Annotated in this window: 21 protein-coding genes and 4 pseudogenes; 18 read left to right on the forward strand and 7 right to left on the reverse strand. The window is 52.5% G+C overall.

The genetic code is table 11. From position 1 onward, the window contains the following. Positions 1–185: 185 nt before the first annotated feature. Positions 186–1,379, reverse strand: a complete 1,194-nt coding sequence (locus C1192_RS22780; protein ID WP_038354386.1) for an ROK family protein — start codon at positions 1,377–1,379, stop codon at positions 186–188. 117 nt (positions 1,380–1,496) lie between these two features. On the opposite strand from C1192_RS22780, the pseudogene C1192_RS22785 reads away from it, so the two are divergent. From C1192_RS22785 to C1192_RS22810, 6 genes and pseudogenes are all read left to right on the forward strand, one after another. Beyond that, positions 1,497–4,777: pseudogene (locus tag C1192_RS22785) on the forward strand (DUF5107 domain-containing protein). A gap of 96 nt (positions 4,778–4,873) precedes the next feature. Further along, entirely contained in the window at positions 4,874–5,857 is a 984-nt protein-coding gene (locus C1192_RS22790) for a substrate-binding domain-containing protein (protein WP_038354387.1), read from the forward strand. Positions 5,858–5,879: 22 nt separating this feature from the next. Next, positions 5,880–7,390, forward strand: a pseudogene (locus tag C1192_RS22795) (sugar ABC transporter ATP-binding protein). A 24-nt stretch (positions 7,391–7,414) separates the two neighbouring features. Continuing rightward, complete coding sequence (locus tag C1192_RS22800; RefSeq protein WP_038354388.1) at positions 7,415–8,413, forward strand: ABC transporter permease; 999 nt, start codon at positions 7,415–7,417, stop codon at positions 8,411–8,413. A gap of 32 nt (positions 8,414–8,445) precedes the next feature. Next, positions 8,446–9,547 (forward strand): annotated as a pseudogene (locus C1192_RS22805) (zinc-dependent alcohol dehydrogenase family protein). 11 nt (positions 9,548–9,558) lie between these two features. After that, positions 9,559–10,431 carry an aldose 1-epimerase gene (locus C1192_RS22810; protein ID WP_001516882.1) on the forward strand — a complete coding sequence of 291 codons (873 nt, stop codon included), beginning with the start codon at positions 9,559–9,561 and terminating at the stop codon, positions 10,429–10,431. A gap of 85 nt (positions 10,432–10,516) precedes the next feature. Here C1192_RS22810 and C1192_RS22815 read toward each other — a convergent pair whose 3' ends face one another. Continuing rightward, positions 10,517–10,939: a DoxX family protein gene (locus tag C1192_RS22815; protein WP_001094718.1), complete on the reverse strand. Its 423-nt coding sequence runs from the start codon at positions 10,937–10,939 to the stop codon at positions 10,517–10,519. Between the two features lie 236 nt (positions 10,940–11,175). Between C1192_RS22815 and C1192_RS22820 the strand changes: the two are divergent. Beyond that, positions 11,176–12,315: pseudogene (locus C1192_RS22820) on the forward strand (3-phenylpropionate MFS transporter). On the opposite strand, the gene csiE reads toward C1192_RS22820, so the two are convergent. The 3 genes from csiE to suhB all read right to left on the reverse strand — a co-directional run bounded on the left by csiE (position 12,316) and on the right by suhB (position 15,583). Continuing rightward, positions 12,316–13,590 (reverse strand): stationary phase inducible protein CsiE, encoded by a 1,275-nt coding sequence (gene csiE / locus C1192_RS22825; RefSeq protein ID WP_038354389.1) that lies wholly within the window; start codon positions 13,588–13,590, stop codon positions 12,316–12,318. A gap of 196 nt (positions 13,591–13,786) precedes the next feature. Continuing rightward, positions 13,787–14,635, reverse strand: a complete 849-nt coding sequence (locus C1192_RS22830; RefSeq protein ID WP_001516879.1) for an alpha/beta hydrolase — start codon at positions 14,633–14,635, stop codon at positions 13,787–13,789. A gap of 144 nt (positions 14,636–14,779) precedes the next feature. Continuing rightward, entirely contained in the window at positions 14,780–15,583 is an 804-nt protein-coding gene (gene suhB / locus C1192_RS22835; protein WP_000553448.1) for an inositol-1-monophosphatase, read from the reverse strand. 118 nt (positions 15,584–15,701) lie between these two features. Between suhB and trmJ the strand changes: the two genes are divergently transcribed. The 11 genes from trmJ (at position 15,702) to sseB (ending at position 24,726) form a co-directional block, all read left to right on the forward strand. Beyond that, complete coding sequence (gene trmJ / locus C1192_RS22840) at positions 15,702–16,442, forward strand: tRNA (cytosine(32)/uridine(32)-2'-O)-methyltransferase TrmJ (RefSeq protein WP_000940037.1); 741 nt, start codon at positions 15,702–15,704, stop codon at positions 16,440–16,442. 362 nt (positions 16,443–16,804) lie between these two features. Continuing rightward, complete coding sequence (gene iscR, locus C1192_RS22845) at positions 16,805–17,293, forward strand: Fe-S cluster assembly transcriptional regulator IscR (protein ID WP_001241357.1); 489 nt, start codon at positions 16,805–16,807, stop codon at positions 17,291–17,293. Between the two features lie 111 nt (positions 17,294–17,404). Further along, positions 17,405–18,619 carry a cysteine desulfurase gene (gene iscS / locus C1192_RS22850; protein ID WP_001295373.1) on the forward strand — a complete coding sequence of 405 codons (1,215 nt, stop codon included), beginning with the start codon at positions 17,405–17,407 and terminating at the stop codon, positions 18,617–18,619. Between the two features lie 27 nt (positions 18,620–18,646). Further along, positions 18,647–19,033 carry a Fe-S cluster assembly scaffold IscU gene (iscU, locus tag C1192_RS22855; RefSeq protein ID WP_000331707.1) on the forward strand — a complete coding sequence of 129 codons (387 nt, stop codon included), beginning with the start codon at positions 18,647–18,649 and terminating at the stop codon, positions 19,031–19,033. 16 nt (positions 19,034–19,049) lie between these two features. Next, entirely contained in the window at positions 19,050–19,373 is a 324-nt protein-coding gene (gene iscA / locus C1192_RS22860; protein ID WP_000028953.1) for an iron-sulfur cluster assembly protein IscA, read from the forward strand. Positions 19,374–19,468: 95 nt separating this feature from the next. Next, positions 19,469–19,984, forward strand: coding sequence for a co-chaperone HscB (gene hscB, locus C1192_RS22865; RefSeq protein WP_000384411.1), 516 nt, complete (start codon positions 19,469–19,471; stop codon positions 19,982–19,984). Positions 19,985–20,000: 16 nt separating this feature from the next. Beyond that, complete coding sequence (hscA, locus tag C1192_RS22870; protein WP_001516878.1) at positions 20,001–21,851, forward strand: Fe-S protein assembly chaperone HscA; 1,851 nt, start codon at positions 20,001–20,003, stop codon at positions 21,849–21,851. Position 21,852: 1 nt separating this feature from the next. Further along, positions 21,853–22,188, forward strand: a complete 336-nt coding sequence (gene fdx / locus C1192_RS22875) for an ISC system 2Fe-2S type ferredoxin (protein WP_001124467.1) — start codon at positions 21,853–21,855, stop codon at positions 22,186–22,188. Between the two features lie 11 nt (positions 22,189–22,199). After that, complete coding sequence (gene iscX / locus C1192_RS22880) at positions 22,200–22,400, forward strand: Fe-S cluster assembly protein IscX (RefSeq protein ID WP_000523616.1); 201 nt, start codon at positions 22,200–22,202, stop codon at positions 22,398–22,400. A 58-nt stretch (positions 22,401–22,458) separates the two neighbouring features. Beyond that, complete coding sequence (gene pepB, locus C1192_RS22885; protein WP_038354390.1) at positions 22,459–23,742, forward strand: aminopeptidase PepB; 1,284 nt, start codon at positions 22,459–22,461, stop codon at positions 23,740–23,742. A 207-nt stretch (positions 23,743–23,949) separates the two neighbouring features. Continuing rightward, complete coding sequence (sseB, locus tag C1192_RS22890; protein ID WP_038354391.1) at positions 23,950–24,726, forward strand: enhanced serine sensitivity protein SseB; 777 nt, start codon at positions 23,950–23,952, stop codon at positions 24,724–24,726. Between the two features lie 31 nt (positions 24,727–24,757). Here sseB and timP read toward each other — a convergent pair whose 3' ends face one another. After that, complete coding sequence (gene timP, locus C1192_RS25760) at positions 24,758–24,883, reverse strand: small toxic inner membrane protein TimP (protein ID WP_242664687.1); 126 nt, start codon at positions 24,881–24,883, stop codon at positions 24,758–24,760. A 143-nt stretch (positions 24,884–25,026) separates the two neighbouring features. Then, positions 25,027–25,872: a 3-mercaptopyruvate sulfurtransferase gene (gene sseA / locus C1192_RS22895; protein ID WP_000108593.1), complete on the reverse strand. Its 846-nt coding sequence runs from the start codon at positions 25,870–25,872 to the stop codon at positions 25,027–25,029. Positions 25,873–25,968: the final 96 nt, after the last annotated feature.

The raw sequence follows: 25,968 nt of genomic DNA on the forward strand, positions 1-25,968 counted from the left end.
TGCTGACAATGTGCTCGTTGTTCATGCCGGATGCGGCATGAACGCCTTATCCGGCCTACAAAACTTTGCAAATTCAATACATTGCAATATCCGTGTAGGCCTGATAAGCGTAGCGCATCAGGCAATCTTACGTTTGTGATCATCGCGAGGCTTCCTTCGGGAAGCCTTGTTACGTTATCGCGGCATTAAATTTGCCGTAACTGCGCTTCAACATACAAATAGCCAATCCCCAGCACCTGTTGCGCGCGGCTTAATTGCCCGAAGCCAATTTGCGTCGCTTTCACGCCAGGCCCTTCATCGCGGTCGAACGGATTAAACCCTGTCTGGCGAATAATGGTATTAAGCCAGTTCTCGCCAAAGGCGCAACTACGACCATACAGCCAAATCTGATTAATATTGAGGATGTTGAGGAAGTTATACAGACTTAAACCAATGGCGTTAGCACTGCGGTCAACCCAACTGGTGACCCACGGTTCTCCACTTTGCCAGGCAGCGATTAATTGCGCGGTAGTCAGTTTTTCGGGATCAAGTTGAGTATTGTCCGGCTGTGATTTTAGCCATACCCGCGCCTGCTTTTTTAATGCGCTTAACGAGGCGACGGTTTCCAGGCAGCCGTAACATCCACAATCACAGGCGACGCCATCGGGGTTAACGATGGTGTGACCAATCTGTCCGCTGCCATACAAACTGCCGCGATAAATTTGCTCGTTAATCACGAACGACGAGCCAATGCCGTAATCAACGTTGATCACGCAGAAATCACGCCCCTGCGAATTTTTTTGCCATTTCTCCGCCAGCGCCAGCATCACGCAGTCATTATCGACCATTACCCGAATGCCGAGCTTCTCTTCCAGCAGATATTTCACCTCAACCGGCGCTGTCCACGGCGCTTGCGGCATGGTTTGCGATACGCCGGTGACCGGATCAACCTGGCCGTGAATTGCCAGCGCCAGATTGATAGTGCGCTCTGGCCACAGTTTGCGATGGCGATGCCAGCATTTTTCGATCTCCGCCAATAGCGTCTGCGGTGTCGGAGCGTCAATCTGAAAGCGTTCAAATTCACCTTTCGGACTTAAACAGGCATTAGCGACCTGACACTCAATGCTGGTGGGCGTAACGTTCAGACACAGCGTCCAGGCACCCTCCGGTGCAATGAGCCATGTGCCGCTGCTATGCCCGCGCGTCTGGCTTTCATCGTCGATATTCACCACCCGCTTTTCGTTTTCCAGCTCCTGCAAAATATTACTGACTGCCGGAATCGAAATTTGCGCCAGTCGGGCCAGCGTCGATTTATTGGCACGTTTTTGCCGGTACAGCAGCTCCAGAATCACGCATTTGTTATGGTGGCGGATCTGTTGATTGTTAATGCAGGCTCTCATCTTCACTAAACCTTGTTTAGTTAATTGCGTGATTATTCCGCGAAAACATTGCCAGATTGTTCAATACACTGCCACAAATCTTTTAATTCAGTATGTCTTGTTAATATTGAGGGCACCATGACTCCAGTAAAAGTGTGGCAAGAGCGCGTTGAGATCCCGACCTATGAAACCGGGCCGCAGGATATACATCCCATGTTTCTGGAAAATCGCGTTTATCAGGGATCGTCCGGCGCGGTTTATCCCTATGGCGTGACGGATACGCTGAGCGAGCAGAAAACCCTGAAATCGTGGCAGGCGGTATGGCTGGAAAACGACTACATCAAAGTGATGATCCTACCGGAACTGGGCGGTCGTGTGCATCGCGCGTGGGATAAAGTAAAACAGCGCGATTTTGTCTATCACAATGAGGTGATAAAACCGGCGCTGGTAGGGCTGCTGGGGCCGTGGATCTCGGGCGGGATTGAGTTTAACTGGCCGCAACACCATCGCCCGACCACCTTTATGCCCGTTGATTTCGCCATCGAAGCACATGAAGATGGCGCACAGACTGTATGGGTTGGCGAAACGGAGCCGATGCACGGTTTACAGGTGATGACCGGTTTCACGCTGCGCCCTGACCGTGCCGCACTGGAAATCGCCAGCCGCGTCTATAACGGCAATGCTACGCCGCGTCATTTTTTGTGGTGGGCCAATCCGGCGGTGAAAGGTGGTGAAGGGCATCAGAGTGTTTTCCCACCGGATGTGACTGCGGTATTCGATCATGGCAAACGGGCCGTTTCAGCTTTCCCCATTGCCACCGGAACCTATTACAAAGTGGATTACTCCGCCGGAGTGGACATTTCTCGTTATAAAAATGTACCCGTTCCAACATCATATATGGCCGAAAAATCACAGTACGATTTTGTTGGCGCGTGGTGTCACGATGAAGATGGCGGTTTGCTTCACGTTGCCAACCACCATATTGCACCAGGTAAAAAACAGTGGAGCTGGGGACACAGTGAATTTGGTCAGGCGTGGGATAAGAGCCTGACCGACAATAACGGCCCGTATATCGAACTGATGACTGGCATTTTTGCTGACAACCAGCCCGATTTTACCTGGCTTGATGCTTACGAAGAGAAGCGTTTCGAGCAGTATTTCCTGCCTTATCATTCTCTGGGCATGGTGCAAAACGCCTCCCGCGACGCGGTGATTAAATTAGAGCGTAGCGAGCGGGGGATTGAGTGGGGGCTGTATGCCATCTCCCCGTTGAGTGGATATCGTCTGGCGATCCGCGAAATCGGCAAATGCAACGTGTTACTTGACGATGCCGTAGCCCTGACACCAGCGACCGCCATCCAGGGCGTGTTACACGGTATTGATCCGGGCAGATTGACTATCGAACTTTCCGATGCTGACGGCAATATTGTACTGAGTTATCAGGAACATCAGCCGCAAGAGCTACCGTTGCCGGACGTTGCTAAAGCGCCACTGGCAGCACAAGACATTACCAGTACAGATGAAGCCTGGTTTGTCGGTCAGCATCTGGAGCAATACCATCACGCCAGCCGTTCGCCGTTCGATTACTACCTGCGCGGCGTGGCGTTGGATCCGCTCGATTATCGCTGCAACCTGGCGCTGGCGATGCTGGAATATAACCGCGCAGATTTCCCGCAAGCGGTGGCATATGCCAGTCAGGCGCTAAAACGCGCACATGCGCTGAATAAAAACCCGCAGTGCGGACAGGCAAGTTTGATTCGCGCCAGTGCTTACGAACGTCAGGGGCAATATCAACAAGCCGAAGAGGATTTCTGGCGTGCAGTCTGGAGCGGCAACAGTAAAGCGGGCGGCTATTACGGTCTGGCACGACTGGCGGCGCGTAATGGCAACTTCGAGGCAGGGCTGGATTTTGCCAACAAAGCCTGCGCGCCTGCCCAACTAATCAGGAAGTGCTTTGCCTGCATAATCTGCTGCTGGTATTAAGCGGCCGTCAGGATAATGCGCGTTTACAGCGCGAGAAACTGCTGCGCGATTATCCGCTGAACGCCACCCTGTGGTGGTTGAACTGGTTCGATGGTCGTTCTGAATCTGCCTTCACGCAGTGGCGAGGTCTGTGTCAGGGGCGCGACGTGAACGCCCTGATGACTGCCGGGCAGTTGATTAACTGGGGAATGCCCGCCCTGGCGGCAGAGATGCTGAACGCACTGGACTGCCAACGCACGTTGCCGCTTTATCTGCAAGCGAGCTTATTGCCGAAAGCTGATCGTGGCGAACTGGTGACAAAAGCCATTGATGTCTTTCCGCAGTTTGTCCGTTTCCCGAATACGCTGGAGGAAGTGGCGGCACTGGAGAGCATTGAAGAGTGTTGGTTCGCCCGTCATTTACTGGCCTGCTTCTACTACAACAAGCGTTGCTACGACAAAGCCATTGCCTTATGGCAGCGTTGCGTAGAGATGTCGCCGGAGTTTGCCGACGGCTGGCGCGGGTTGGCGATCCATGCGTGGAATAAGCAGCACGATGATGAACTGGCCGCGCGTTATCTTGATAATGCTTATCAGCTTGCGCCACAGGATGCACGTCTGCTTTTCGAACGCGATTTGCTGGATAAGTTAACCGGATCTTCGCCGGAGAAACGACTGGCGCGTCTGGAAAATAATCTGGAAATTGCCCTGAAACGCGACGACATGACCGCAGAACTGCTCAATTTGTGGCATCTCACCGGTCAGGCAGACAAAGCGGCGGACATTCTCGCCACGCGCAAATTCCATCCGTGGGAAGGCGGGGAAGGGAAAGTTACCTGCCAGTTTATCCTCAACCAGTTGTTACGCGCCTGGCAACACCTTGATGCCAGACAGCCGCAGCAGGCAAGCGAACTGCTTCATGCCGCGCTGCATTATCCGGAGAATTTAAGCGAAGGTCGTTTACCTGGGCAGACTGATAACGACATCTGGTTCTGGCAGGCAGTATGCGCGAAAACGCAGGGCGATGAAGCTGAGGCGACGCGCTGCTTACGAATGGCGGCGACCGGCGATCGCACCATTAACATCCACAGTTATTACAACGATCAGCCGGTCGATTATCTCTTCTGGCAAGGGATGGCACTGCGATTGCTGGGCGAACAACAAACGGCACAGCAACTGTTCAGTGAAATGAAACAGTGGGCGCAACAGATGGCGAAAACCAGTATCGAAGCGGATTTCTTTGCTGTTTCACAACCGGACTTGTTGTCGCTGTATGGCGATTTACAACAGCAGCATAAAGAAAAATGCCTGATGGTGTCGATGCTGGCGGCTGCGGGATTAGGGGAGATTGCGCAATATGAATCTGTGCGCGCTGAACTGACGGCGATTAATCCGGCCTGGCCGAAAGCGGCATTATTCACCACCGTGATGCCTTTTATTTTTAACTACGTTCACTAAACCCTATTAACTGTAATATTTGAGCGGCATGCGCTGCCGCTCATCACTAAATAATTAAAATAAGCCGTTGTAAATAAAAACCCTACAGGAGGCACTATGCCTGAAAAAATGAGAGCAACCCGTAATATAATTTTAATAGCTACGCTTTTGGGTAGCGCACTATTCGCCAGGGCTGCGGAAAAAGAAATGACCATTGGCGCAATATATCTTGATACTCAGGGATATTACGCCGGTGTACGTCAGGGTGTTCAGGATGCGGCAAAAGATTCCTCAGTACAGGTACAGTTAATAGAAACCAACGCACAGGGGGATATTTCAAAAGAAAGTACTTTTGTTGATACCCTCGTGGCGCGTAATGTTGATGCCATTATTTTGTCGGCAGTGTCTGAAAATGGCAGTAGCCGCACCGTTCGACGCGCCAGTGAGGCGGGTATTCCAGTGATTTGCTACAACACCTGTATTAATCAGAAAGGGGTCGATAAATATGTCTCGGCGTATCTGGTGGGCGATCCTCTGGAATTTGGTAAAAAACTGGGTAATGCCGCCGCCGATTATTTTATTGCCAATAAAATTGAACAACCAAAAATTGCCGTCATAAATTGCGAAGCTTTTGAAGTTTGTGTGCAGCGGCGTAAAGGGTTTGAAGAAGTATTAAAAGCCCGTGTTCCCGGAGCGCAAATTGTCGCGAATCAGGAAGGTACTGTTTTAGATAAAGCGATTTCTGTCGGTGAAAAACTGATTATCTCCACGCCGGATCGCAACGCCATTATGGGGGAATCGGGCGGCGCGACACTCGGCGCAGTTAAAGCAGTACGTAATCAAAATCAGGCCGGGAAAATTGCCGTCTTTGGTTCAGATATGACGACTGAAATTGCCCAGGAACTGGAAAACAACCAGGTGCTGAAAGCGGTAGTGGATATTTCCGGTAAGAAAATGGGTAACGCTGTTTTTGCGCAAACATTGAAGGTTATCGATAAAAAAGCCGACGGTGAGAAAGTGATTCAGGTGCCTATCGATCTCTATACCAAAACGGAAGACGGTAAGCAGTGGCTGGCAACGCATGTTGATGGTCTGCCCTAATAGCTGATTCGCAGAGGTCCCTATGTTCACGGCAACAGAGGCAGTCCCGGTAGCAAAAGTGGTGGCAGGAAATAAGCGTTATCCCGGCGTTGTTGCGCTGGATACGTTAATTTCACGCTCAATAAAGGCGAAGTTCGCGCGCTGTTAGGTAAAAACGGCGCGGGCAAATCGACCCTCATTCGAATGCTCACCGGCAGCGAACGCCCGGACAGCGGCGATATCTGGATTGGCGAGACGCGGCTGGAAGGTGACGAAGCTACGCTGACTCGCCGTGCCGCTGAACTGGGGGTACGCGCGGTTTATCAGGAATTAAGTCTGGTGGAAGGGCTGATGGTGGCGGAAAACCTCTGCCTCGGTCAATGGCCTCGCCGCAACGGCATGATTGATTACCCGCAAATGGCGCAGGATGCCCAGCGTTGTTTACAGGCGCTGGGCGTTGACGTTAGCCCTGAACAACTTGTATCGACGCTAAGTCCGGCGCAAAAGCAACTGGTGGAAATTGCGCGAGTGATGAAGGGCGAGCCGCGCGTGGTCATTCTTGATGAACCTACCAGTTCGCTTGCCAGTGCGGAAGTTGAACTGGTGATCAGCGCCGTGAAAAAGATGTCGGCACTGGGCGTGGCGGTGATTTATGTCAGCCACCGGATGGAAGAAATCCGCCGTATCGCTTCCTGCGCCACCGTCATGCGCGATGGTCAGGTGGCGGGCGATGTGATGCTCGAAAACACCTCCACCCGTCATATTGTGTCGCTGATGCTTGGACGCGATCACGTTGATATTGCGCCGGTTACCGCCCAGGAAATTGCTGACCAGATCGTGCTGGATGTTCGTGCGTTACGCCACAGACCAAAACTTGCGGAGATCAATTTTTCACTGCGTCGTGGTGAAGTGCTCGGTATTGCTGGCCTGCTGGGAGCCGGGCGCAGTGAATTGCTGAAAGCGATTGTTGGACTGGAAGCGTTTGAGCAGGGCGAAATTGTTATCAACGGCGAGAAAATCACGCGCCCGGATTACGGCGACATGTTGAAACGCGGCATCGGCTATACCCCGGAAAATCGCAAAGAAGCGGGGATCATTCCCTGGCTGGGCGTTGACGAAAATACAGTGCTGACCAACCGGCAAAAAATCAGCGCTAACGGCGTGCTGCAATGGTCCACCATCCGCCGCCTGACCGAAGAGGTGATGCAACGGATGACAGTCAAGGCTGCCAGTAGCGAAACGCCGATTGGTACGCTTTCCGGCGGTAATCAGCAAAAAGTGGTGATCGGTCGTTGGGTCTATGCCGCCAGCCAGATTCTGTTGCTCGACGAGCCAACGCGCGGCGTCGATATCGAAGCCAAGCAGCAGATTTACCGTATTGTCCGCGAGCTGGCCGCCGAAGGAAAAAGCGTGGTGTTTATCTCCAGTGAAGTGGAGGAGTTGCCGCTGGTGTGCGACCGCATCCTGTTGTTACAGCACGGCACGTTCTCGCAGGAGTTTCACTCGCCGGTCAATGTGGATGAGCTGATGTCCGCCATTCTGTCTGTGCACTGATGAATTTTACCGAGGAACCTGAAGATGTCTGCTTCGTCATTACCATTGCCGCAGGGCAAGAGCGTCTCGCTCAAACAATTTGTCAGTCGCCACATTAATGAGATCGGTTTGCTGGTGGTGATAGCCATTTTGTATCTGGTCTTCTCCCTGAACGCACCAGGCTTTATCTCATTAAATAACCAGATGAACGTGCTACGCGATGCCGCCACCATCGGTATTGCCGCCTGGGCGATGACGCTAATTATTATCTCCGGTGAAATTGATGTCAGCGTTGGGCCAATGGTGGCTTTTGTCTCGGTGTGCCTGGCATTTTTACTGCAATTTGAGGTTCCTCTGGCGGTGGCGTGTTTGTTGGTGTTGCTGTTAGGCGCGCTGATGGGAACGCTCGCCGGGGTGTTACGTGGCGTGTTTAACGTGCCAAGTTTTGTGGCCACGCTGGGGTTGTGGAGCGCCCTGCGCGGTATGGGGCTGTTTATGACTAACGCCCTGCCTGTGCCGATTGACGAAAACGAGGTACTGGACTGGCTGGGTGGGCAATTTCTCGGCGTGCCGGTATCCGCGCTGATCATGATGGTGTTGTTTGCGCTGTTTGTGTTCATCAGCCGTAAAACTGCCTTCGGGCGTTCGGTTTTTGCTGTGGGCGGTAATGCCACGGCGGCGCAGTTGTGCGGGATTAACGTCCGGCGAGTACGCATTCTTATTTTTACCCTTTCAGGATTATTAGCGGCGGTGACCGGCATTTTACTGGCGGCGCGCCTCGGTTCTGGTAACGCAGGCGCGGCAAACGGTCTGGAGTTTGACGTGATCGCAGCCGTGGTAGTTGGTGGTACGGCGCTTTCCGGTGGTCGCGGCTCCCTGTTCGGTACGCTGCTTGGCGTTCTGGTCATTACGCTAATCGGTAACGGTCTGGTGCTGCTCGGAATTAACTCCTTTTTCCAGCAGGTGGTCCGCGGCGTCATCATCGTGGTGGCGGTACTGGCGAATATCTTGCTGACCCGGCGAAGCAGTAAAGCGAAACGCTAAATATTAACGCCCCTGGCGCGGGTGCGGCAGGGATGAAAATTAATCGTATTGTTAATGAGGGACTTATGAAAACGATGCTGGCAGCTTACTTACCAGGAAATTCGACCGTTGATCTACGGGAAGTTGCGGTGCCGACGCCGGGGATTAACCAGGTACTGATCAAAATGAAATCCTCCGGGATTTGCGGAAGCGATGTCCACTATATCTATCATCAACACCGCGCCACGGCGGCGGCGCCCGATAAACCGTTGTATCAGGGATTTATCAACGGTCATGAACCGTGCGGGCAGATTGTGGCGATGGGGCAAGGCTGTCGCCATTTTAAAGAGGGTGACCGCGTGCTGGTGTATCACATTTCCGGCTGTGGTTTTTGCCCGAACTGCCGCCGCGGCTTTCCTATCTCTTGTACTGGCAAAGGAAAAGCGGCTTACGGCTGGCAGCGTGACGGCGGTCATGCCGAATATCTGCTGGCGGAAGAAAAAGATCTGATCCTCCTGCCAGACTCACTGAGCTACGAAGATGGAGCGTTTATCAGTTGCGGCGTTGGCACGGCGTATGAAGGGATTTTGCGCGGCGAAGTCTCCGGCAGCGATAACGTGCTGGTGGTCGGTCTGGGACCGGTCGGGATGATGGCGATGATGCTGGCGAAAGGTCGCGGTGCGAAACGGATCATCGGCGTTGATATGTTGCCGGAACGTCTGGCGATGGCGAAACAGTTAGGTGTGATGGATCACGGTTATTTAGCAACCACTGAAGGTCTGCCGCAGATAATTGCCGAACTCACCCACGGCGGCGCGGATGTTGCGCTCGATTGTTCCGGTAATGCTGCGGGGCGCTTGCTGGCATTGCAATCCACCGTCGACTGGGGACGCGTGGTTTACATCGGGGAAACTGGAAAAGTGGAGTTCGAGGTCAGCGCCGATCTGATGCACCATCAACGGCGGATTATTGGCTCCTGGGTGACCAGCCTGTTCCATATGGAAAAATGCGCTCACGATCTGACGGACTGGAAACTGTGGCCGCGTAACGCCATTACCCACCGCTTCTCACTGGAACAGGCGGGTGAGGCGTATGCGCTGATGGCAAGTGGCAAGTGGCAAATGTGGGAAAGTCGTGATTAATTTCCCGGATTAAGGAGTTAGCGGATGACCATCTATACCTTATTTCATGGGGCGCTAAAGCTGGATATCTCTGACCAGGGCGGAGTCATAGAAGGCTTCTGGCACGACACGACGGCGTTGCTACGTCCGGGTAAAAAAAACGGTGTGGCAACCGATGCCTCCTGTTTTCCGCTGGTGCCGTTTGCTAACCGGGTGAGCGGCAACCGCTTTGTCTGGCAAGGGCGTGAGTATCCGCTACATCCTAACGTTGAATGGGACGCGCATTATCTGCACGGCGATGGCTGGCTGGGCCAGTGGCAATGTGTAACGCGCAGCGATGATAGTTTATGTCTGGAGTATGAACATCGCGGTGGCGTTTATCATTATCGGGTAAGTCAGACGTTTCATTTAACGGCAGATGCGCTGACGGTCACGCTCTCTGTCACCAATGAAGGTGCAGAGACGCTGCCGTTTGGTACGGGCTGGCATCCTTATTTTCCGTTGTCGTCGCAAACGCGGATTCAGGCGCAGGCGAGCGGTTACTGGCTGGAGCGGGAACAGTGGCTGGCGGGGGCGTTTTGCGCGCAGTTACCGCTGGAGCTGGATTTCAATCAGCTCGCGCCGTTGCCGCGTCAGTGGGTGAACAATGGTTTTTCCGGATGGAATGGTCAGGCACGCATTGAGCAGCCACAGCAGGGTTACGCCATCACTATGGAAACGACGCCGCCCGCACCGTGTTATTTCATCTTTGTTTCGGACCCGACGTTTGATAAAGGGTATGCGTTTGATTTCTTCTGCCTGGAGCCGATGAGTCATGCGCCGGATGACCATCATCGTCCCGAAGGCGGAGATCTCATTGCGCTTGCGCCGGGGGAGTCAACAACCTTAGAGATGTCGTTGCGGGTTGAGTTGCTGTAATTTATAAAATGCCGGATGCACAGGCCTACAATGGGTGCCGGAGCGGTAGGCCGGATAAGGCGTTCACGCCGCATCCGGCATGTTTTTAACGCCGATCGAGAGAAATCGCCCCCGGTCCAGTAATCGCCAGCAGCAAGAATGCGCCTGCAATACTGACATTTTTCCAGAAATTAATCATATTTGGCCCGACCGCATCCCCCGTCATATCCCAGTAATGATGGCCAATCACCGCTGTACCCAGCGTGTAGAAAATAAACAGCACCGCCAGCGGACGAGTGAAAAAACCAAGCACGATTAATATCGCGGCAGGCACTTCCATAACTACCGCAATAATTGCCGCCAGCATCGGCATTGGCGCGCCCAGCGAGGCCATATATTGGACCGTACCGTCAAAGCCCATCATTTTGGGAAAACCAAAAATAATGAAAATTAAGATGATGGCAATACGGGCAATTAATAACAAAACGGGGCGGGCTGCGCCAAAATCAAAATAACGTAGTGTGTTCATAACCAATCCCTTTGCAAAAAGATGTGATTTAAACGTAATACACACTCTGGCACCTCGCCACGCCCCAGGCGTTGAGATATTCGCTAATTATCCTGGTTTGCTATAACGGCATAGCGCAGGTCGCTGACAATGTGCTTGTTGCTTCATGCCGGGAAGCTCGCTCGAATATTCTTATTTTCCAACTTGCAACAACATTCGATTAACTCCAGACTAACGCCTCCTGACGGGAGGGACTCATGGTTTTGCAATCCACGCGCTGGCTGGCGCTCGGTTATTTCACGTACTTTTTTAGCTACGGCATTTTTCTACCTTTCTGGAGCGTCTGGCTTGAGGGGATTGGCTTAACGCCAGAAACCATCGGTCTGTTGTTAGGGGCCGGTCTGGTTGCCCGTTTTCTCGGTAGTTTGATAATCGCGCCCCGCGTCAGCGATCCTTCTCGTCTGATTTCCGCGCTGCGGGTGCTGGCGTTGCTGACGCTGCTGTTTGCCGTCGCCTTCTGGGCTGGCGCGCATGTCGCGTGGCTGATGGTGGTAATGGTCGGTTTTAACCTCTTTTTCTCACCGCTGGTGCCGTTGACTGACGCGCTGGCGAATACCTAGCAAAAGCAGTTTCCGCTTGATTACGGCAAAGTGCGGCTGTGGGGCTCGGTGGCATTTGTCATTGGTTCGGCGCTGACGGGCAAACTGGTCACGGTGTTTGATTATCGGGTGATCCTCGCGATGTTGACGCTGGGCGTGGCATCCATGCTACTTGGTTTTCTCATTCGCCCGACCATTCAACCACAAGGGGTAAGCCGCCAGCAGGAGAGCACGGGATGGCCGGCCTGGCTGGCGCTGGTTCGCCAGAACTGGCGCTTTCTGGCTTGTGTTTGTCTATTGCAGGGAGCGCACGCGGCGTATTACGGTTTTAGCGCCATTTACTGGCAGGCAGCGGGTTACTCGGCTTCGGCGGTGGGCTATTTGTGGTCACTTGGGGTGGTGGCGGAAGTGATCATCTTTGCGCTGAGTAACAAACTTTTCCGTCGCTGTAGCGCTCGCGATATGTTGTTGATCTCAGCGATTTGCGGAGTGGCGCGTTGGAGCATTATGGGGGCAACCACTGAGTTACCGTGGTTGATATTGGTGCAGATCCTGCATTGCGGCACTTTTACCGTGTGCCACCTGGCCGCCATGCGCTATATCGCCGCTCGTCAGGGTAGTGAGGTGATCCGTTTGCAGGCGGTTTACTCTGCCGTCGCGATGGGCGGCAGTATCGCTATCATGACCGTCTTCGCCGGATTCTTGTATCAATATCTGGGGCACGGCGTGTTCTGGGTGATGGCATTGGTGGCGCTTCCGGCAATGTTTCTGCGCCCAAAAGTGGTTCCCTCATGCTGATTATTCCAGCATTTTACGGATCTGCTCCTGTTGGTGTGCGGTCAGGGTCTGATTCGTATGAATCAGCGGCGGCGAAAAGAGCGGTAACGGGATGGTATAAGGTGCAATAATCAGCACAGCGTTTCTCGGTGCGCCATTTCGTAAAAAGGCCTTCACCGATATATGTTTAATATTGAGCGGCAGTAGCGTAATTTCGCGCAATTGTTGCTCAATACTTGCTTCTCTTTCACTGTCATTGTCCGTCAGTAAAACAATCTGTTTTTCGTTAACTTCATTTGCTTGCATCAGCCATGCGCCGAAAATCACCGCCACCAGACCACTTTCCTCATCGGAAAAACGGACATTGTATTCACTTTCAAACCCGGCCAGCGCCGCGCGGGTTGTACGAACCAGGCGAGGGTAAAGTCGGCTGAACTCTTCTGGCAAGGTGTTATCAATACCGATGGCAAACAAACTGCGGCGTAATGCCTGAGCGAGATGAGTATAAAGCTGATCGCATAACCCCTGTTCATCATAGAAACGGACATTTCCCAGCTCACGAAAATGTTGTACCAGACGGACGATAGCCTGACGCAATTGCCGATCGCGCTGATGGGTATCCTGCAGCGGATTGGGAACCCGCAACATGGAAAAGAGCAATGCCATAAACAACGGTTCATCTGGTGGTACAGGCTGGCGCGCCCGGCGTTGCCAGTGGCGGCCAATTTCTTGTGCTATCTGAAATTCAAGGCAGGATTCAGCCCATCGACGTTGCTGTGGGTTAAATTGTGGCGTGATCCCGGCATGATGTTGTAGCAGGCAATATTGCAGATACAGGCACAGAAAATGAATATCACGAGCTTCAAAGCATTTTTGCAATCGTCGCGAACACAGATTAACTAAAGCTTGTTGGTTGGTATCGTCGTAAAAGTTGCGAGCAATCCCCCGACGCTTCAATTCTTCCTTTATGGCAGGGGCGAAACGACCGGTGATAAATGACGGGCATAAACGGAAACCGCGTCGTAGCCAGTGAAATAAACATAAACGTTGATTAAGTACTGTACCTTCAATCCGGTAGCTACCGTCATAACCAGTAGTGAGCGTGAGTTGATGATAGCGCAGGATCTCCCGTCCTGTTTCGCTGATATCAAAACTGGCAATATCATCATCCACACCATTAAGCTCGCTAAACGTTGCCGTGGTAGCGGCCAACCCCGGCTGAAATAGCGTTAACAAGATCTGGCAGCGGCGCTGGGGAGCAGAAAGGGCAGATGGTGGAGCAAGTGTAGACATCATCTGTTGATCTCCCATAAGCATAATTGATAAGGATAGCTAAAGTTTGCTTAGGGAAATGGTGAATGGAACGCTATTTATCAGAAATGCGGGCAGGCGTCACAGAATTTTTATCGATATAAACAGCAATGGCCAGTTGAATGCCATGTCTTAAGGTGATTTCATGCTGTTTTATCGGGTTTTAATCTTAAGGTTAATTCTACGGGCTCAACGTATTGAGGATAAAATCTACCGCTTGTTCGCGATAAACATCACCATGACGATCGGAAAAAGCGTCAATGTGTTCGCCATCGGGGATCAGAATCAGCCGTTTTGGCTCTTTCGCCAGAGCATATAACTTTTCACTGTGCTGCCAGGGGATAACGTGATCGGCTTTTCCGTGAATCAGTAAAAGCGGAATGGGGCTGACGCTGGCAATGTAATTTTCACCGCTGTAACTTTCATCAAGTAAGTAACCACTGCCGGGGATCATCTGGTTGGCGATGGTTGAGTAAGAGGCAAATGTGGAGTCGAGGATCACCGCGCGGATGCCCTCACGATTGCCCTGACCAATAACATCAAGAATATTCGCACCGCCAATACTCTGACCAAACAGTACCAGTCGCTGCGGGTTTACATCACTGCGATGGCGCACCACGTTGATGGCGCTCAGTGTATCGTCCAGTAATCCGGCTTGCGAAGGCGTTCCTTTAGACTTACCAAACCCACGATAATCAAACATAAACACGTTGAAATTGCGTTCGGGTAACCAACTGACCAGTGGCCAATGTGCAGACATATTTCCGGCATTGCCATGAGCATGGATCACCGTAGCGATGGCGTTTTCAGCGGGGCCAGTCGATGACGGAATAAACCAGCCTTGCAGGCGTGTGCCATCTTCAGCGGTAAACTCTACGGATTCTGCTGACCAGGGGTCAGGGCCATAAATTTTGTTATCAGGATAATAGAAAAAATTGATAGCGACGCGCGGCACTAAATAAACGCAGACGGCAACAACAAAGAGAATAAACAGAATCTTGAAAACGCGCTTGTTTACTGGCAGGACCATAACCTTTCCTTGCGACTTTTTTGTAATCCATTAATCGGGGAAAGATGGTGGGAGAGCGGTGAGGGAAAGTAAAGCGGCGAGAAAGTATTTCGGAATAGCGCCTGAAAGGCGAGGGCGGGTGAGAGAAATCACCCGCCAGAGAAATTAACGCTTCAGTGCGTCGCTTAACTCGTCACGCATGTTTGACAGCATGGCTTTTACTACGCGTGGGTTACCCGCAACGATGTTACCGGTCAGTATGTAGTTATGACCACCAGTGAAGTCGCTGACGATACCACCAGCTTCACGAACCAGCAGTTCGCCTGCGGCGAAGTCCCACGGACGCAGACCGATTTCAAAGAAACCGTCAACGCGACCAGCAGCGACATAAGCCAGATCCAGTGCCGCAGAACCAGTACGACGGAAGTCAGCACATTCGTTGAACAGTTTGCCGACGATGTTAATGTAGGTGGTGGCGTACTGTTTTGCTTTGAACGGGAAGCCGGTCGCCAGAATAGTACCGTCGAGATCGCGAGCAGTGCTGCCACGCAGACGGTAGCCGTTCAGTTGTGCGCCCTGACCGCGAGTCGCGGTGAACAGTTCGTTACGCATAGGATCGTAAACCACAGCAACTTCGGTGCGGCCTTTGATGCGAACAGCGATAGATACCGCGAAATGCGGCAGACGTTTGATAAAGTTGGTGGTGCCATCCAGTGGATCGATAACCCATTGAACATCCTGATCAGTACCTTCAAGTTCACCGCTTTCTTCGGTGATGATGGTGTGCTGCGGGTAAGATTTACGAATCGTGTCGATAATCACCGCTTCGGCAGCTTTATCTACGTTGGTCACGAAATCGTTGCTGCCTTTCTGGCTCGCTTCTACAGCGTCCGGGGTTTCATAGTTTTTGGCAATTAAATTACCCGCCTTGCGCGCTGCGCGCACGGCGATGTTCAGCATCGGATGCATCGGTCTCTCTCACTGGATGTTAAAGAACGGGAAAACGGCGCAGAGTATAGCAGCGAGATCGGCATCTGTCTTCGTTTTATGATAAGATGCGCGAATAATCTTTAGACGAAGAAAGACAATGCTGCAAAATATTCGAATTGTGCTGGTGGAGACGTCACACACCGGCAATATGGGTTCTGTTGCCCGAGCCATGAAAACAATGGGATTAACCAATCTGTGGCTGGTTAATCCTCTGGTGAAACCTGACTCCCAGGCGATCGCGTTGGCAGCGGGAGCCAGTGATGTGATTGGTAATGCGCAGATTGTCGATACACTCGACGAAGCGTTGGCTGGTTGTAGCCTGGTCGTTGGCACCAGCGCGCGTTCCCGTACGCTGCCGTGGCCGATGCTCGACCCGCGCGAATGCGGTTTGAAAAGCGTCGCTGAAGCGGCAAACACGCCGGTGGCGCTGGTCTTTGGTCGCGAGCGCGTCGGCTTGACCAATGAAGAGCTGCAGAAATGCCATTATCATGTCGCGATTGCCGCGAACCCGGAATACAGCTCGCTGAACCTGGCGATGGCAGTACAGGTTATCGCCTATGAAGTGCGTATGGCCTGGCTGGCGACCCAGGAAAACGGCGAGCAGGTTGAGCATGCAGAGACGCCGTATCCGCTAGTGGATGATCTGGAACGTTTTTACGGTCATCTGGAGCAAACGTTGCTGGCAACCGGTTTTATTCGTGAAAACCATCCGGGGCAGGTGATGAATAAATTGCGTCGTCTGTTTACGCGTGCGCGCCCGGAAAGTCAGGAGTTGAATATCCTGCGTGGGATTCTGGCTTCTATTGAGCAGCAGAATAAAGGCAATAAGGCCGAATAACAGTCATTGCCTGATGCGACGCTTAACGCGTCTTATCAGGCTTACAAGTGCACGGAACCGTAGGTCGGATAAGGCGTTTACGCCGCATCCGACAGTCATTGCCTGATGCGACGCTTAACGCGTCTTATCAGGCTTACAAGTGCGCGGAACCGTAGGTCGGATAAGGCGTTTACGCCGCATCCGACAACAGGTACAAATGCCACGATAAGAAAATGGCACTGAAGGCTAAATACCTGACTAAATCAGTCAAGTAAATAGTTGACCAATTTACTTGGGAATGTCAGACTTGACCCTGCTATGCAATACCCCCACTTTTACAATAAAAAACCCCGGGCAGGGGCGAGTTTGAGGTGAATTAAGACATGAGACTGACATCTAAAGGGCGCTATGCCGTGACCGCAATGCTGGACGTTGCGCTCAACTCCGAAGCAGGCCCGGTTCCGTTGGCTGATATTTCTGAACGTCAGGGAATTTCCCTTTCTTATCTGGAACAACTGTTTTCCCGTCTGCGTAAAAATGGTCTGGTTTCCAGCGTACGTGGACCTGGCGGTGGTTATCTGTTGGGCAAAGATGCCAGCAGCATCGCCGTTGGTGAAGTGATTAGCGCCGTTGACGAATCTGTAGATGCCACCCGTTGTCAGGGTAAAGGCGGCTGCCAGGGCGGCGATAAATGCCTGACCCACGCGCTGTGGCGTGATTTGAGCGACCGTCTCACCGGTTTTCTCAACAACATTACTTTAGGCGAACTGGTCAATAACCAGGAAGTGCTGGATGTGTCTGGTCGTCAACATACTCACGACGCGCCACGTACCCGCACACAAGACGCGATCGACGTTAAGTTACGCGCTTAATAAAAAGAATTCAGAGTCAGGCCGGAGTGTTTATCACTTCGTAAACACGGTCGTACATCCAGCCGGTAGCCTGATTCCTTGCATTGAGTGATGTACGGAGTTTATAGAGCAATGAAATTACCGATTTATCTCGATTACTCCGCAACCACGCCGGTGGACCCGCGTGTTGCCGAGAAAATGATGCAGTTTATGACGATGGACGGAACCTTTGGTAACCCGGCCTCCCGTTCTCACCGTTTCGGCTGGCAGGCTGAAGAAGCAGTAGATATCGCCCGTAATCAGATTGCCGATCTGGTCGGTGCTGACCCGCGTGAAATCGTCTTTACCTCTGGCGCAACCGAATCTGACAACCTGGCAATTAAAGGTGCAGCCAACTTTTATCAGAAAAAAGGCAAGCACATCATCACCAGCAAAACCGAACACAAAGCGGTACTGGACACCTGCCGTCAGCTTGAGCGTGAAGGTTTTGAAGTCACCTACCTGGCGCCGCAGCGTAACGGAATTATCGATCTGAAAGAACTCGAAGCGGCGATGCGTGATGACACCATCCTCGTTTCTATCATGCACGTGAATAACGAAATCGGCGTGGTACAGGATATTGCGGCTATCGGTGAAATGTGCCGTGCCCGTGGCATTATCTATCACGTTGATGCAACCCAGAGCGTGGGTAAACTGCCTATCGACCTGAGCCAGTTGAAAGTTGACCTGATGTCTTTCTCCGGTCACAAAATCTACGGTCCGAAAGGTATTGGCGCGCTGTATGTGCGTCGTAAACCACGCGTGCGCATTGAAGCGCAAATGCACGGCGGCGGTCACGAGCGTGGTATGCGTTCCGGTACACTGCCGGTTCACCAGATCGTGGGTATGGGCGAAGCCTATCGCATCGCAAAAGAAGAGATGGCGACCGAGATGGAACGTCTGCGCGGCCTGCGTAACCGTCTGTGGAACGGCATCAAAGATATCGAAGAAGTTTACCTGAACGGTGACCTGGAACACGGTGCGCCGAACATTCTCAACGTCAGCTTTAACTACGTTGAAGGTGAGTCGCTGATTATGGCGCTGAAAGACCTCGCGGTTTCTTCAGGTTCCGCCTGTACGTCGGCAAGTCTCGAACCGTCCTACGTGCTGCGTGCGCTGGGGCTGAACGACGAGCTGGCACATAGCTCTATCCGTTTCTCTTTAGGTCGTTTTACTACTGAAGAAGAGATCGACTACACCATCGAGTTAGTTCGTAAATCCATCGGTCGTCTGCGTGACCTTTCTCCGCTGTGGGAAATGTACAAGCAGGGCGTGGATCTGAACAGCATCGAATGGGCTCATCATTAATCGGTATCGGAATCAGGAGAATTTATAATGGCTTACAGCGAAAAAGTTATCGACCATTACGAGAATCCGCGTAACGTGGGTTCCTTCGACAACAACGACGAAAACGTGGGCAGCGGCATGGTGGGTGCACCAGCCTGTGGCGACGTGATGAAGTTGCAGATTAAAGTCAACGATGAAGGTATCATTGAAGACGCGCGTTTTAAAACTTACGGCTGCGGTTCCGCTATCGCTTCCAGTTCTCTGGTGACCGAATGGGTGAAAGGGAAATCTCTCGACGAAGCACAGGCGATCAAAAACACCGATATTGCTGAAGAACTTGAACTGCCACCGGTGAAAATTCACTGTTCTATTCTGGCAGAAGACGCGATCAAAGCCGCCATTGCGGACTATAAAAGCAAACGTGAAGCAAAATAAGAGTTGAGGTTTGGTTATGTCGATTACACTGAGCGACAGTGCAGCAGCGCGAGTAAATACCTTTCTGGCTAACCGCGGTAAAGGGTTTGGCCTGCGTCTGGGTGTGAGAACCTCAGGGTGTTCAGGTATGGCGTATGTACTGGAATTTGTTGACGAACCGACGCCGGAAGACATCGTGTTTGAAGACAAAGGCGTGAAAGTCGTGGTCGATGGCAAAAGCCTGCAATTTCTGGACGGTACGCAACTGGACTTCGTAAAAGAAGGCCTGAACGAAGGGTTTAAATTCACCAACCCGAACGTAAAAGATGAATGTGGTTGCGGCGAAAGCTTCCACGTCTGATGCGCATACCGATAACCCCACCGTGGTCGCCTGCGCGTGGGGTTTGTTTTACCTGATTCGCCGTCATTGCGGCGGATCGCAGCCCTGAGAATGTTATGGATTACTTCACCCTCTTTGGCTTGCCTGCCCGTTATCAACTCGATACCCAGGCATTGAGCCTGCGTTTTCAGGATCTACAACGTCAGTATCATCCTGATAAATTCGCCAGCGGAAGCCAGGCGGAACAACTCGCCGCCGTCCAGCAATCCGCAACCATTAACCAGGCATGGCAAACGCTGCGTCATCCATTGATGCGGGCAGAATACCTGCTTTCGCTGCACGGTTTTGATCTTGCCAGCGAGCAGCATACAGTGCGCGACACCGCGTTCCTGATGGAACAACTGGAGCTGCGCGAGGAGCTGGACGAGATCGAACAGGCGAAAGACGAAGCGCGGCTGGAAAGCTTTATCAAACGCGTCAAAAAGATGTTTGATACCCGCCATCAGTTGATGGTTGAACAGTTAGACAACGAGGCGTGGGACGCGGCGGCGGATACCGTGCGTAAGCTGCGTTTTCTCGATAAACTGCGAAGCAGTGCCGAACAACTCGAAGAAAAACTGCTCGATTTTTAATTTCTGGAAGCTAAACATGGCCTTATTACAAATTAGTGAACCTGGTTTGAGTGCTGCGCCGCATCAGCGTCGTCTGGCGGCCGGTATTGACCTGGGCACAACCAACTCGCTGGTGGCGACAGTACGCAGCGGTCAGGCCGAAACGTTAGCCGACCATGAAGGCCGTCACCTGCTGCCGTCTGTTGTTCACTATCAACAGCAAGGGCATTCGGTGGGGTATGACGCGCGTACTAATGCAGCGCTTGACACAGCCAACACCATTAGTTCTGTTAAACGCCTGATGGGGCGCTCGCTGGCTGATATCCAGCAACGCTATCCGCATCTGCCTTATCAATTCCAGGCCAGCGAGAATGGTCTGCCGATGATTGAAACGGCGGCGGGACTGCTGAACCCGGTGCGCGTTTCTGCGGACATCCTCAAAGCACTGGCAGCACGGGCAACTGAAGCCCTAGCAGGCGAGCTGGATGGTGTGGTTATCACCGTTCCGGCGTACTTTGACGATGCCCAGCGTCAGGGCACCAAAGACGCAGCGCGTCTGGCTGGCCTGCATGTCCTGCGCTTGCTCAACGAACCGACCGCTGCGGCTATCGCCTACGGGCTGGATTCCGGTCAGGAAGGTGTGATTGCCGTTTATGACCTCGGCGGCGGGACTTTTGATATTTCCATTCTACGTTTAAGTCGCGGCGTGTTTGAAGTGCTGGCGACCGGCGGTGATTCTGCGCTCGGTGGTGATGACTTCGACCATCTGCTGGCGGATTACATTCGCGAGCAGGCGGGCATTCCTGACCGTAGCGATAACCGCGTTCAGCGTGAACTGCTGGATGCCGCCATTGCGGCCAAAATCGCTCTGAGCGATGCCGATTCCGTGACTGTTAATGTTGCGGGCTGGCAGGGCGAAATCAGCCGTCAACAATTCAACGAACTGATCGCACCACTGGTTAAACGAACCTTACTGGCCTGTCGTCGCGCGCTGAAAGACGCGGGCGTTGAGGCTGATGAAGTTCTGGAAGTGGTGATGGTTGGCGGTTCTACCCGTGTGCCGTTGGTGCGTGAACGGGTGGGCGAATTTTTCGGTCGTCCGCCACTGACCTCCATCGACCCGGATAAAGTTGTCGCCATTGGCGCGGCGATTCAGGCTGATATTCTGGTGGGTAACAAGCCGGACAGTGAAATGCTGCTGCTCGACGTGATCCCCCTGTCGCTGGGCCTTGAGACTATGGGCGGCCTGGTGGAGAAAGTGATCCCACGTAATACCACCATTCCGGTGGCCCGCGCCCAGGATTTCACCACCTTTAAAGATGGTCAGACGGCAATGTCTATCCATGTTATGCAGGGTGAGCGTGAACTGGTGCAGGATTGCCGCTCGTTGGCACGTTTTGCGCTGCGTGGGATCCCGGCGTTACCGGCTGGCGGTGCGCATATTCGCGTAACGTTCCAGGTCGATGCCGACGGTCTTTTAAGTGTGACGGCGATGGAGAAATCCACCGGCGTTGAGGCGTCTATTCAGGTCAAACCTTCTTATGGTCTGACCGACAGCGAAATCGCCTCAATGATTAAAGACTCAATGAGCTATGCCGAGCAGGACGTAAAAGCCCGTATGCTGGCTGAACAAAAAGTCGAAGCGGCGCGCGTACTGGAAAGTCTGAACGGCGCGCTGGCTGCGGATGCCGCGCTGTTAAGCACCGCAGAACGTCAGGTCATCGACGATGCCGCTGCTCACCTGAGTGAAGTAGCGCAGGGCGATGATGTTGACGCCATCGAACAAGCGATTAAAAACGTAGACAAACAAACCCAGGATTTCGCCGCTCGCCGCATGGACCAGTCGGTTCGTCGTGCGCTGAAAGGCCATTCCGTGGACGAGGTTTAATATGCCAAAGATTGTTATTTTGCCTCATCAGGATCTCTGCCCTGATGGTGCTGTTCTGGAAGCTAAGAGCGGTGAAACCATTCTCGACGCTGCGCTGCGTAACGGCATCGAGATTGAACACGCCTGTGAAAAATCCTGCGCTTGCACCACCTGCCACTGTATCGTTCGTGAAGGTTTTGACTCGTTGCCGGAAAGCTCTGAGCAGGAAGACGACATGCTGGACAAAGCCTGGGGGCTGGAGCCGGAAAGCCGTTTAAGCTGCCAGGCGCGCGTCACCGATGAAGATTTAGTGGTCGAAATTCCGCGTTACACTATCAACCATGCGCGTGAGCATTAACAGAGGTTAGTATGGGACTTAAGTGGACCGATAGCCGCGAAATTGGCGAAGCACTGTACGATGCGTATCCCGATCTCGACCCGAAAACGGTTCGATTCACCGATATGCATCAGTGGATTTGCGATCTGGAAGATTTCGACGACGACCCGCAGGCATCTAACGAGAAAATCCTCGAAGCGATTTTGTTAGTCTGGCTGGACGAAGCTGAGTGAATAAACGGGCTGCCTGGGGGTAGCCCGTTTTGCTGTTAAACAAATAAGGATAACTAAAATGACAGAAGCGATGAAAATTACCCTTTCTTCCCAACCTGCTGATGCGCGTTGGGGAGAAAAAGCGACTTACAGCATTAATAATGATGGCATTACCCTGCACCTGACCGGGGCTGACGATTTGGGGCTGATCCAGCGTGCGGCGCGCAAGATTGACGGTCTGGGCATTAAGCATGTCCAGTTAAGTGGTGAAGGCTGGGATGTGGATCGTTGCTGGGCGTTCTGGCAGGGTTACAAAGCGCCTAAAGGTACGCGTAAAGTCGAGTGGCCGGAGTTGGACGATGCACAACGCCAGGAACTGGATAACCGCCTGATGATCATCGACTGGGTGCGTGACACCATCAACGCACCGGCTGAAGAACTGGGGCCATCACAACTGGCGCAGCGTGCTGTTGATCTGATCAGCAACGTTGCGGGCGATCGTGTGACTTACCGGATCACTAAAGGCGAAGATCTGCGCGAGCAGGGTTATATGGGGCTGCACACCGTTGGACGCGGATCAGAACGTTCCCCGGTATTGCTGGCGCTGGACTATAACCCAACGGGCGATAAAGAAGCGCCGGTATACGCTTGCCTGGTAGGCAAAGGCATCACCTTTGATTCCGGTGGTTACAGTATCAAACAGACCGCGTTTATGGACTCGATGAAGTCCGATATGGGCGGTGCTGCAACGGTTACCGGAGCGCTGGCATTTGCTATTACGCGCGGTCTGAATAAACGCGTGAAACTGTTCCTCTGCTGTGCGGATAACCTGATCAGCGGCAACGCGTTCAAACTGGGCGATATCATCACCTATCGCAACGGTAAAAAAGTCGAAGTGATGAACACCGATGCGGAAGGGCGACTGGTGCTGGCAGATGGCCTGATTGATGCCAGCGCGCAGAAACCGGAACTGATTATTGATGCTGCGACCCTGACCGGAGCGGCGAAAACCGCGCTGGGTAATGATTATCACGCACTGTTCAGTTTTGACGATGCGCTGGCAGGGCGTTTGCTGACGAGTGCCGCGCAGGAGAATGAACCATTCTGGCGTCTGCCACTGGCGGAGTTCCATCGTAACCAGTTACCGTCAAACTTTGCCGAACTTAACAATACCGGAAGCGCGGCTTATCCGGCAGGGGCGAGTACGGCTGTGGGCTTCCTGTCGCACTTTGTTGAGAACTATCAGCAAGGTTGGCTGCACATTGACTGCTCAGCGACTTACCGTAAAGCGCCGGTTGAGCAGTGGTCTGCGGGCGCGACCGGGCTGGGTGTGCGCACGATTGCCAATCTGTTAACTGCGTAATCTTTTATGCCGGATGCGGTTCAAGCCACATCCGGTTTTTTTATCAGACCGTTGGCAAAGTGCATTTGTTCATGCTGGATGCGGCGTAAACGCCTTATCCAGCCTACAAAGTATTGCAAATTCAACAAATTGCGATTCACTTGTAGGCCTGATAAGCGTAGCGCATCAGGCACTTGCGCCCAGAACGTTGAATGAATTGTGGTTCTTATGTCCGAAACAAAAAATGAACTTGAAGACCTGCTGGAAAAAGCAGCAACCGAACCGGCACACCGTCCGGCCTTTTTCCGTACGCTACTGGAATCCACTGTCTGGGTGCCGGGTACAGCGGCGCAGGGCGAGGCAGTAGCTGAAGATAGTGCACTTGATTTACAGCACTGGGAAAAAGAAGATGGCACCAGCGTCATTCCTTTTTTCACCTCGTTAGAAGCACTTCAACAGGCGGTTGAAGACGAACAGGCATTTGTCGTGATGCCCGTTCGCACGCTGTTTGAGATGACCCTTGGTGAAACGCTCTTCCTTAATGCAAAACTGCCCACCGGCAAAGAGTTTATGCCGCGTGAAATCAGTTTGCTGATCGGTGAAGAGGGAAACCCACTGAGCAGTCAGGAAGTGCTGGAAGGTGGCGAGTCGCTGATATTATCGGAAGTCGCAGAGCCGCCAGCACAAATGATTGATTCGCTCACCACCTTATTTAAAACCATTAAGCCGGTGAAGCGCGCTTTTATTTGTTCAATTAAAGAAAGCGAAGAGGCACAATCTAATTTGCTTATTGGTATTGAAGCAGATGGCGAAATCGAAGAAATTATTCAGGCGGCGGGAAGTGTGGCGACCGATACGTTACCGGGCGATGAACCTATCGATATTTGTCAGGTGAAAAAAGGGGAAAAAGGAATTAGCCACTTTATTACCGAACATATTGCGCCATTCTATGAACGTCGCTGGGGTGGATTCCTGCGTGATTTTAAACAGAATCGGATAATATAAAATATGCCGCCCCAAAGGGCGGCATTCGGGCTTACTTGCTGCACTGAAGGTTGTTAGCCACCAGTAAATTATTACCAGAGAAACTCCGGTTATTATTTACCTGGGAAAACAGCGCACCAGAAACAATAAGTACGATACAAAAGCACCGTATCTTCATTGTGCGATCCATGCGAAGACCGCATCACGACAGCACCACTGGCGATATTGCCGCGATAGCAAGCGCTGTGAAGCACCTGCGTTGCTTATGCAACACAAGTCAATCTGCTGGAAAGGCCGCGAACCAGACCAGCAATAAAAAGCTTATATCACTGGCTCGACCGGCAAATCTGCCCGTGCCCCCCATTCACTCCATGCACCGTCGTACAGTTTTATGTTTGGTACATCCAGCGTAGCGAGTGCCAGCAACACGACGGCTGCCGTTACGCCAGAACCGCAACTGACAATAATTGGTTTGTCATAGCTGACGCCGCGTCCAAAAAATATTGTATCCAGTTCATCGGTCGTCTTCAGTTCGCCTTCGCGCACCAACTCCGTCCACGGAACATTCAGCGCGCCGGGAATATGCCCACGACGTAAACCTGGGCGAGGTTCATCAACTTCAGCATTAAAACGCGCTGCCGGTCGGGCATCAATAATTTGCGCCGTTTTTTCATGGCTTGCCAATAACACATCGGTCACTTTCACCACGGCTTCCAGGTTAAACGCGGTGTTAAACTCCCCTTCCGGCAATACCACCGCGCCCTCTTCTAACAGAAGACCATCGCGCTGCCAGCCCGCCAGTCCACCGCCCAGAATCGACACTTTCTCCACGCCAAAAGTGCGCAGCATCCACCATGCGCGCGGTGCAGAGAAAAGGTTACCTTCATCATAGACAATCAGATGTTTGTCCTGATTAACGCCCAGTTCACGCATTGCCACTGCGAATGTTTCCGGGCGTGGCAGCATGTGCGGAAGCGGGGAAGTGTGATCGGAAAGTGCTTCGATATCGAAAAATACTGCGCCGGGGATATGTCCATTGAGATATTCCTGGGCAATGTCACGATCTTCCTGTCCGGGCGGTGCCATACGGGCATCAATAATCTGAATTTCCGGATCATCTATATGTTCAGCGAGCCAGTCGGCTCCTACAAACCATGTCGTGGACATAGGCATCTCCATTTTTGCCGGGGTTAGGCTAAATTGTCGGATGTTTGCCGAAAAGCGACAAGCAAAAGAGACTGATTTGGCTGTCTGAGCCACATT

The organism is Escherichia marmotae (assembly GCF_002900365.1).
GTDB classification, from domain to species: Bacteria; Pseudomonadota; Gammaproteobacteria; order Enterobacterales; family Enterobacteriaceae; genus Escherichia; species Escherichia marmotae.

Coding starts and splice junctions, on each gene's coding strand:
- fdx (WP_001124467.1), top strand. CDS start 21,853: ATGCCAAAGATTGTTATTTTGCCTCATCAGGATCTCTGCCCTGATGGT.
- iscX (WP_000523616.1), top strand. CDS start 22,200: ATGGGACTTAAGTGGACCGATAGCCGCGAAATTGGCGAAGCACTGTAC.
- hscA (WP_001516878.1), top strand. CDS start 20,001: ATGGCCTTATTACAAATTAGTGAACCTGGTTTGAGTGCTGCGCCGCAT.
- iscS (WP_001295373.1), top strand. CDS start 17,405: ATGAAATTACCGATTTATCTCGATTACTCCGCAACCACGCCGGTGGAC.
- trmJ (WP_000940037.1), top strand. CDS start 15,702: ATGCTGCAAAATATTCGAATTGTGCTGGTGGAGACGTCACACACCGGC.
- hscB (WP_000384411.1), top strand. CDS start 19,469: ATGGATTACTTCACCCTCTTTGGCTTGCCTGCCCGTTATCAACTCGAT.
- C1192_RS22780 (WP_038354386.1), bottom strand. CDS start 1,379: ATGAGAGCCTGCATTAACAATCAACAGATCCGCCACCATAACAAATGC.
- pepB (WP_038354390.1), top strand. CDS start 22,459: ATGACAGAAGCGATGAAAATTACCCTTTCTTCCCAACCTGCTGATGCG.
- timP (WP_242664687.1), bottom strand. CDS start 24,883: ATGAAGATACGGTGCTTTTGTATCGTACTTATTGTTTCTGGTGCGCTG.
- sseB (WP_038354391.1), top strand. CDS start 23,950: ATGTCCGAAACAAAAAATGAACTTGAAGACCTGCTGGAAAAAGCAGCA.
- C1192_RS22790 (WP_038354387.1), top strand. CDS start 4,874: ATGCCTGAAAAAATGAGAGCAACCCGTAATATAATTTTAATAGCTACG.
- C1192_RS22830 (WP_001516879.1), bottom strand. CDS start 14,635: ATGGTCCTGCCAGTAAACAAGCGCGTTTTCAAGATTCTGTTTATTCTC.
- iscU (WP_000331707.1), top strand. CDS start 18,647: ATGGCTTACAGCGAAAAAGTTATCGACCATTACGAGAATCCGCGTAAC.
- iscR (WP_001241357.1), top strand. CDS start 16,805: ATGAGACTGACATCTAAAGGGCGCTATGCCGTGACCGCAATGCTGGAC.
- iscA (WP_000028953.1), top strand. CDS start 19,050: ATGTCGATTACACTGAGCGACAGTGCAGCAGCGCGAGTAAATACCTTT.
- suhB (WP_000553448.1), bottom strand. CDS start 15,583: ATGCATCCGATGCTGAACATCGCCGTGCGCGCAGCGCGCAAGGCGGGT.
- sseA (WP_000108593.1), bottom strand. CDS start 25,872: ATGTCCACGACATGGTTTGTAGGAGCCGACTGGCTCGCTGAACATATA.
- C1192_RS22800 (WP_038354388.1), top strand. CDS start 7,415: ATGTCTGCTTCGTCATTACCATTGCCGCAGGGCAAGAGCGTCTCGCTC.
- csiE (WP_038354389.1), bottom strand. CDS start 13,590: ATGATGTCTACACTTGCTCCACCATCTGCCCTTTCTGCTCCCCAGCGC.
- C1192_RS22815 (WP_001094718.1), bottom strand. CDS start 10,939: ATGAACACACTACGTTATTTTGATTTTGGCGCAGCCCGCCCCGTTTTG.
- C1192_RS22810 (WP_001516882.1), top strand. CDS start 9,559: ATGACCATCTATACCTTATTTCATGGGGCGCTAAAGCTGGATATCTCT.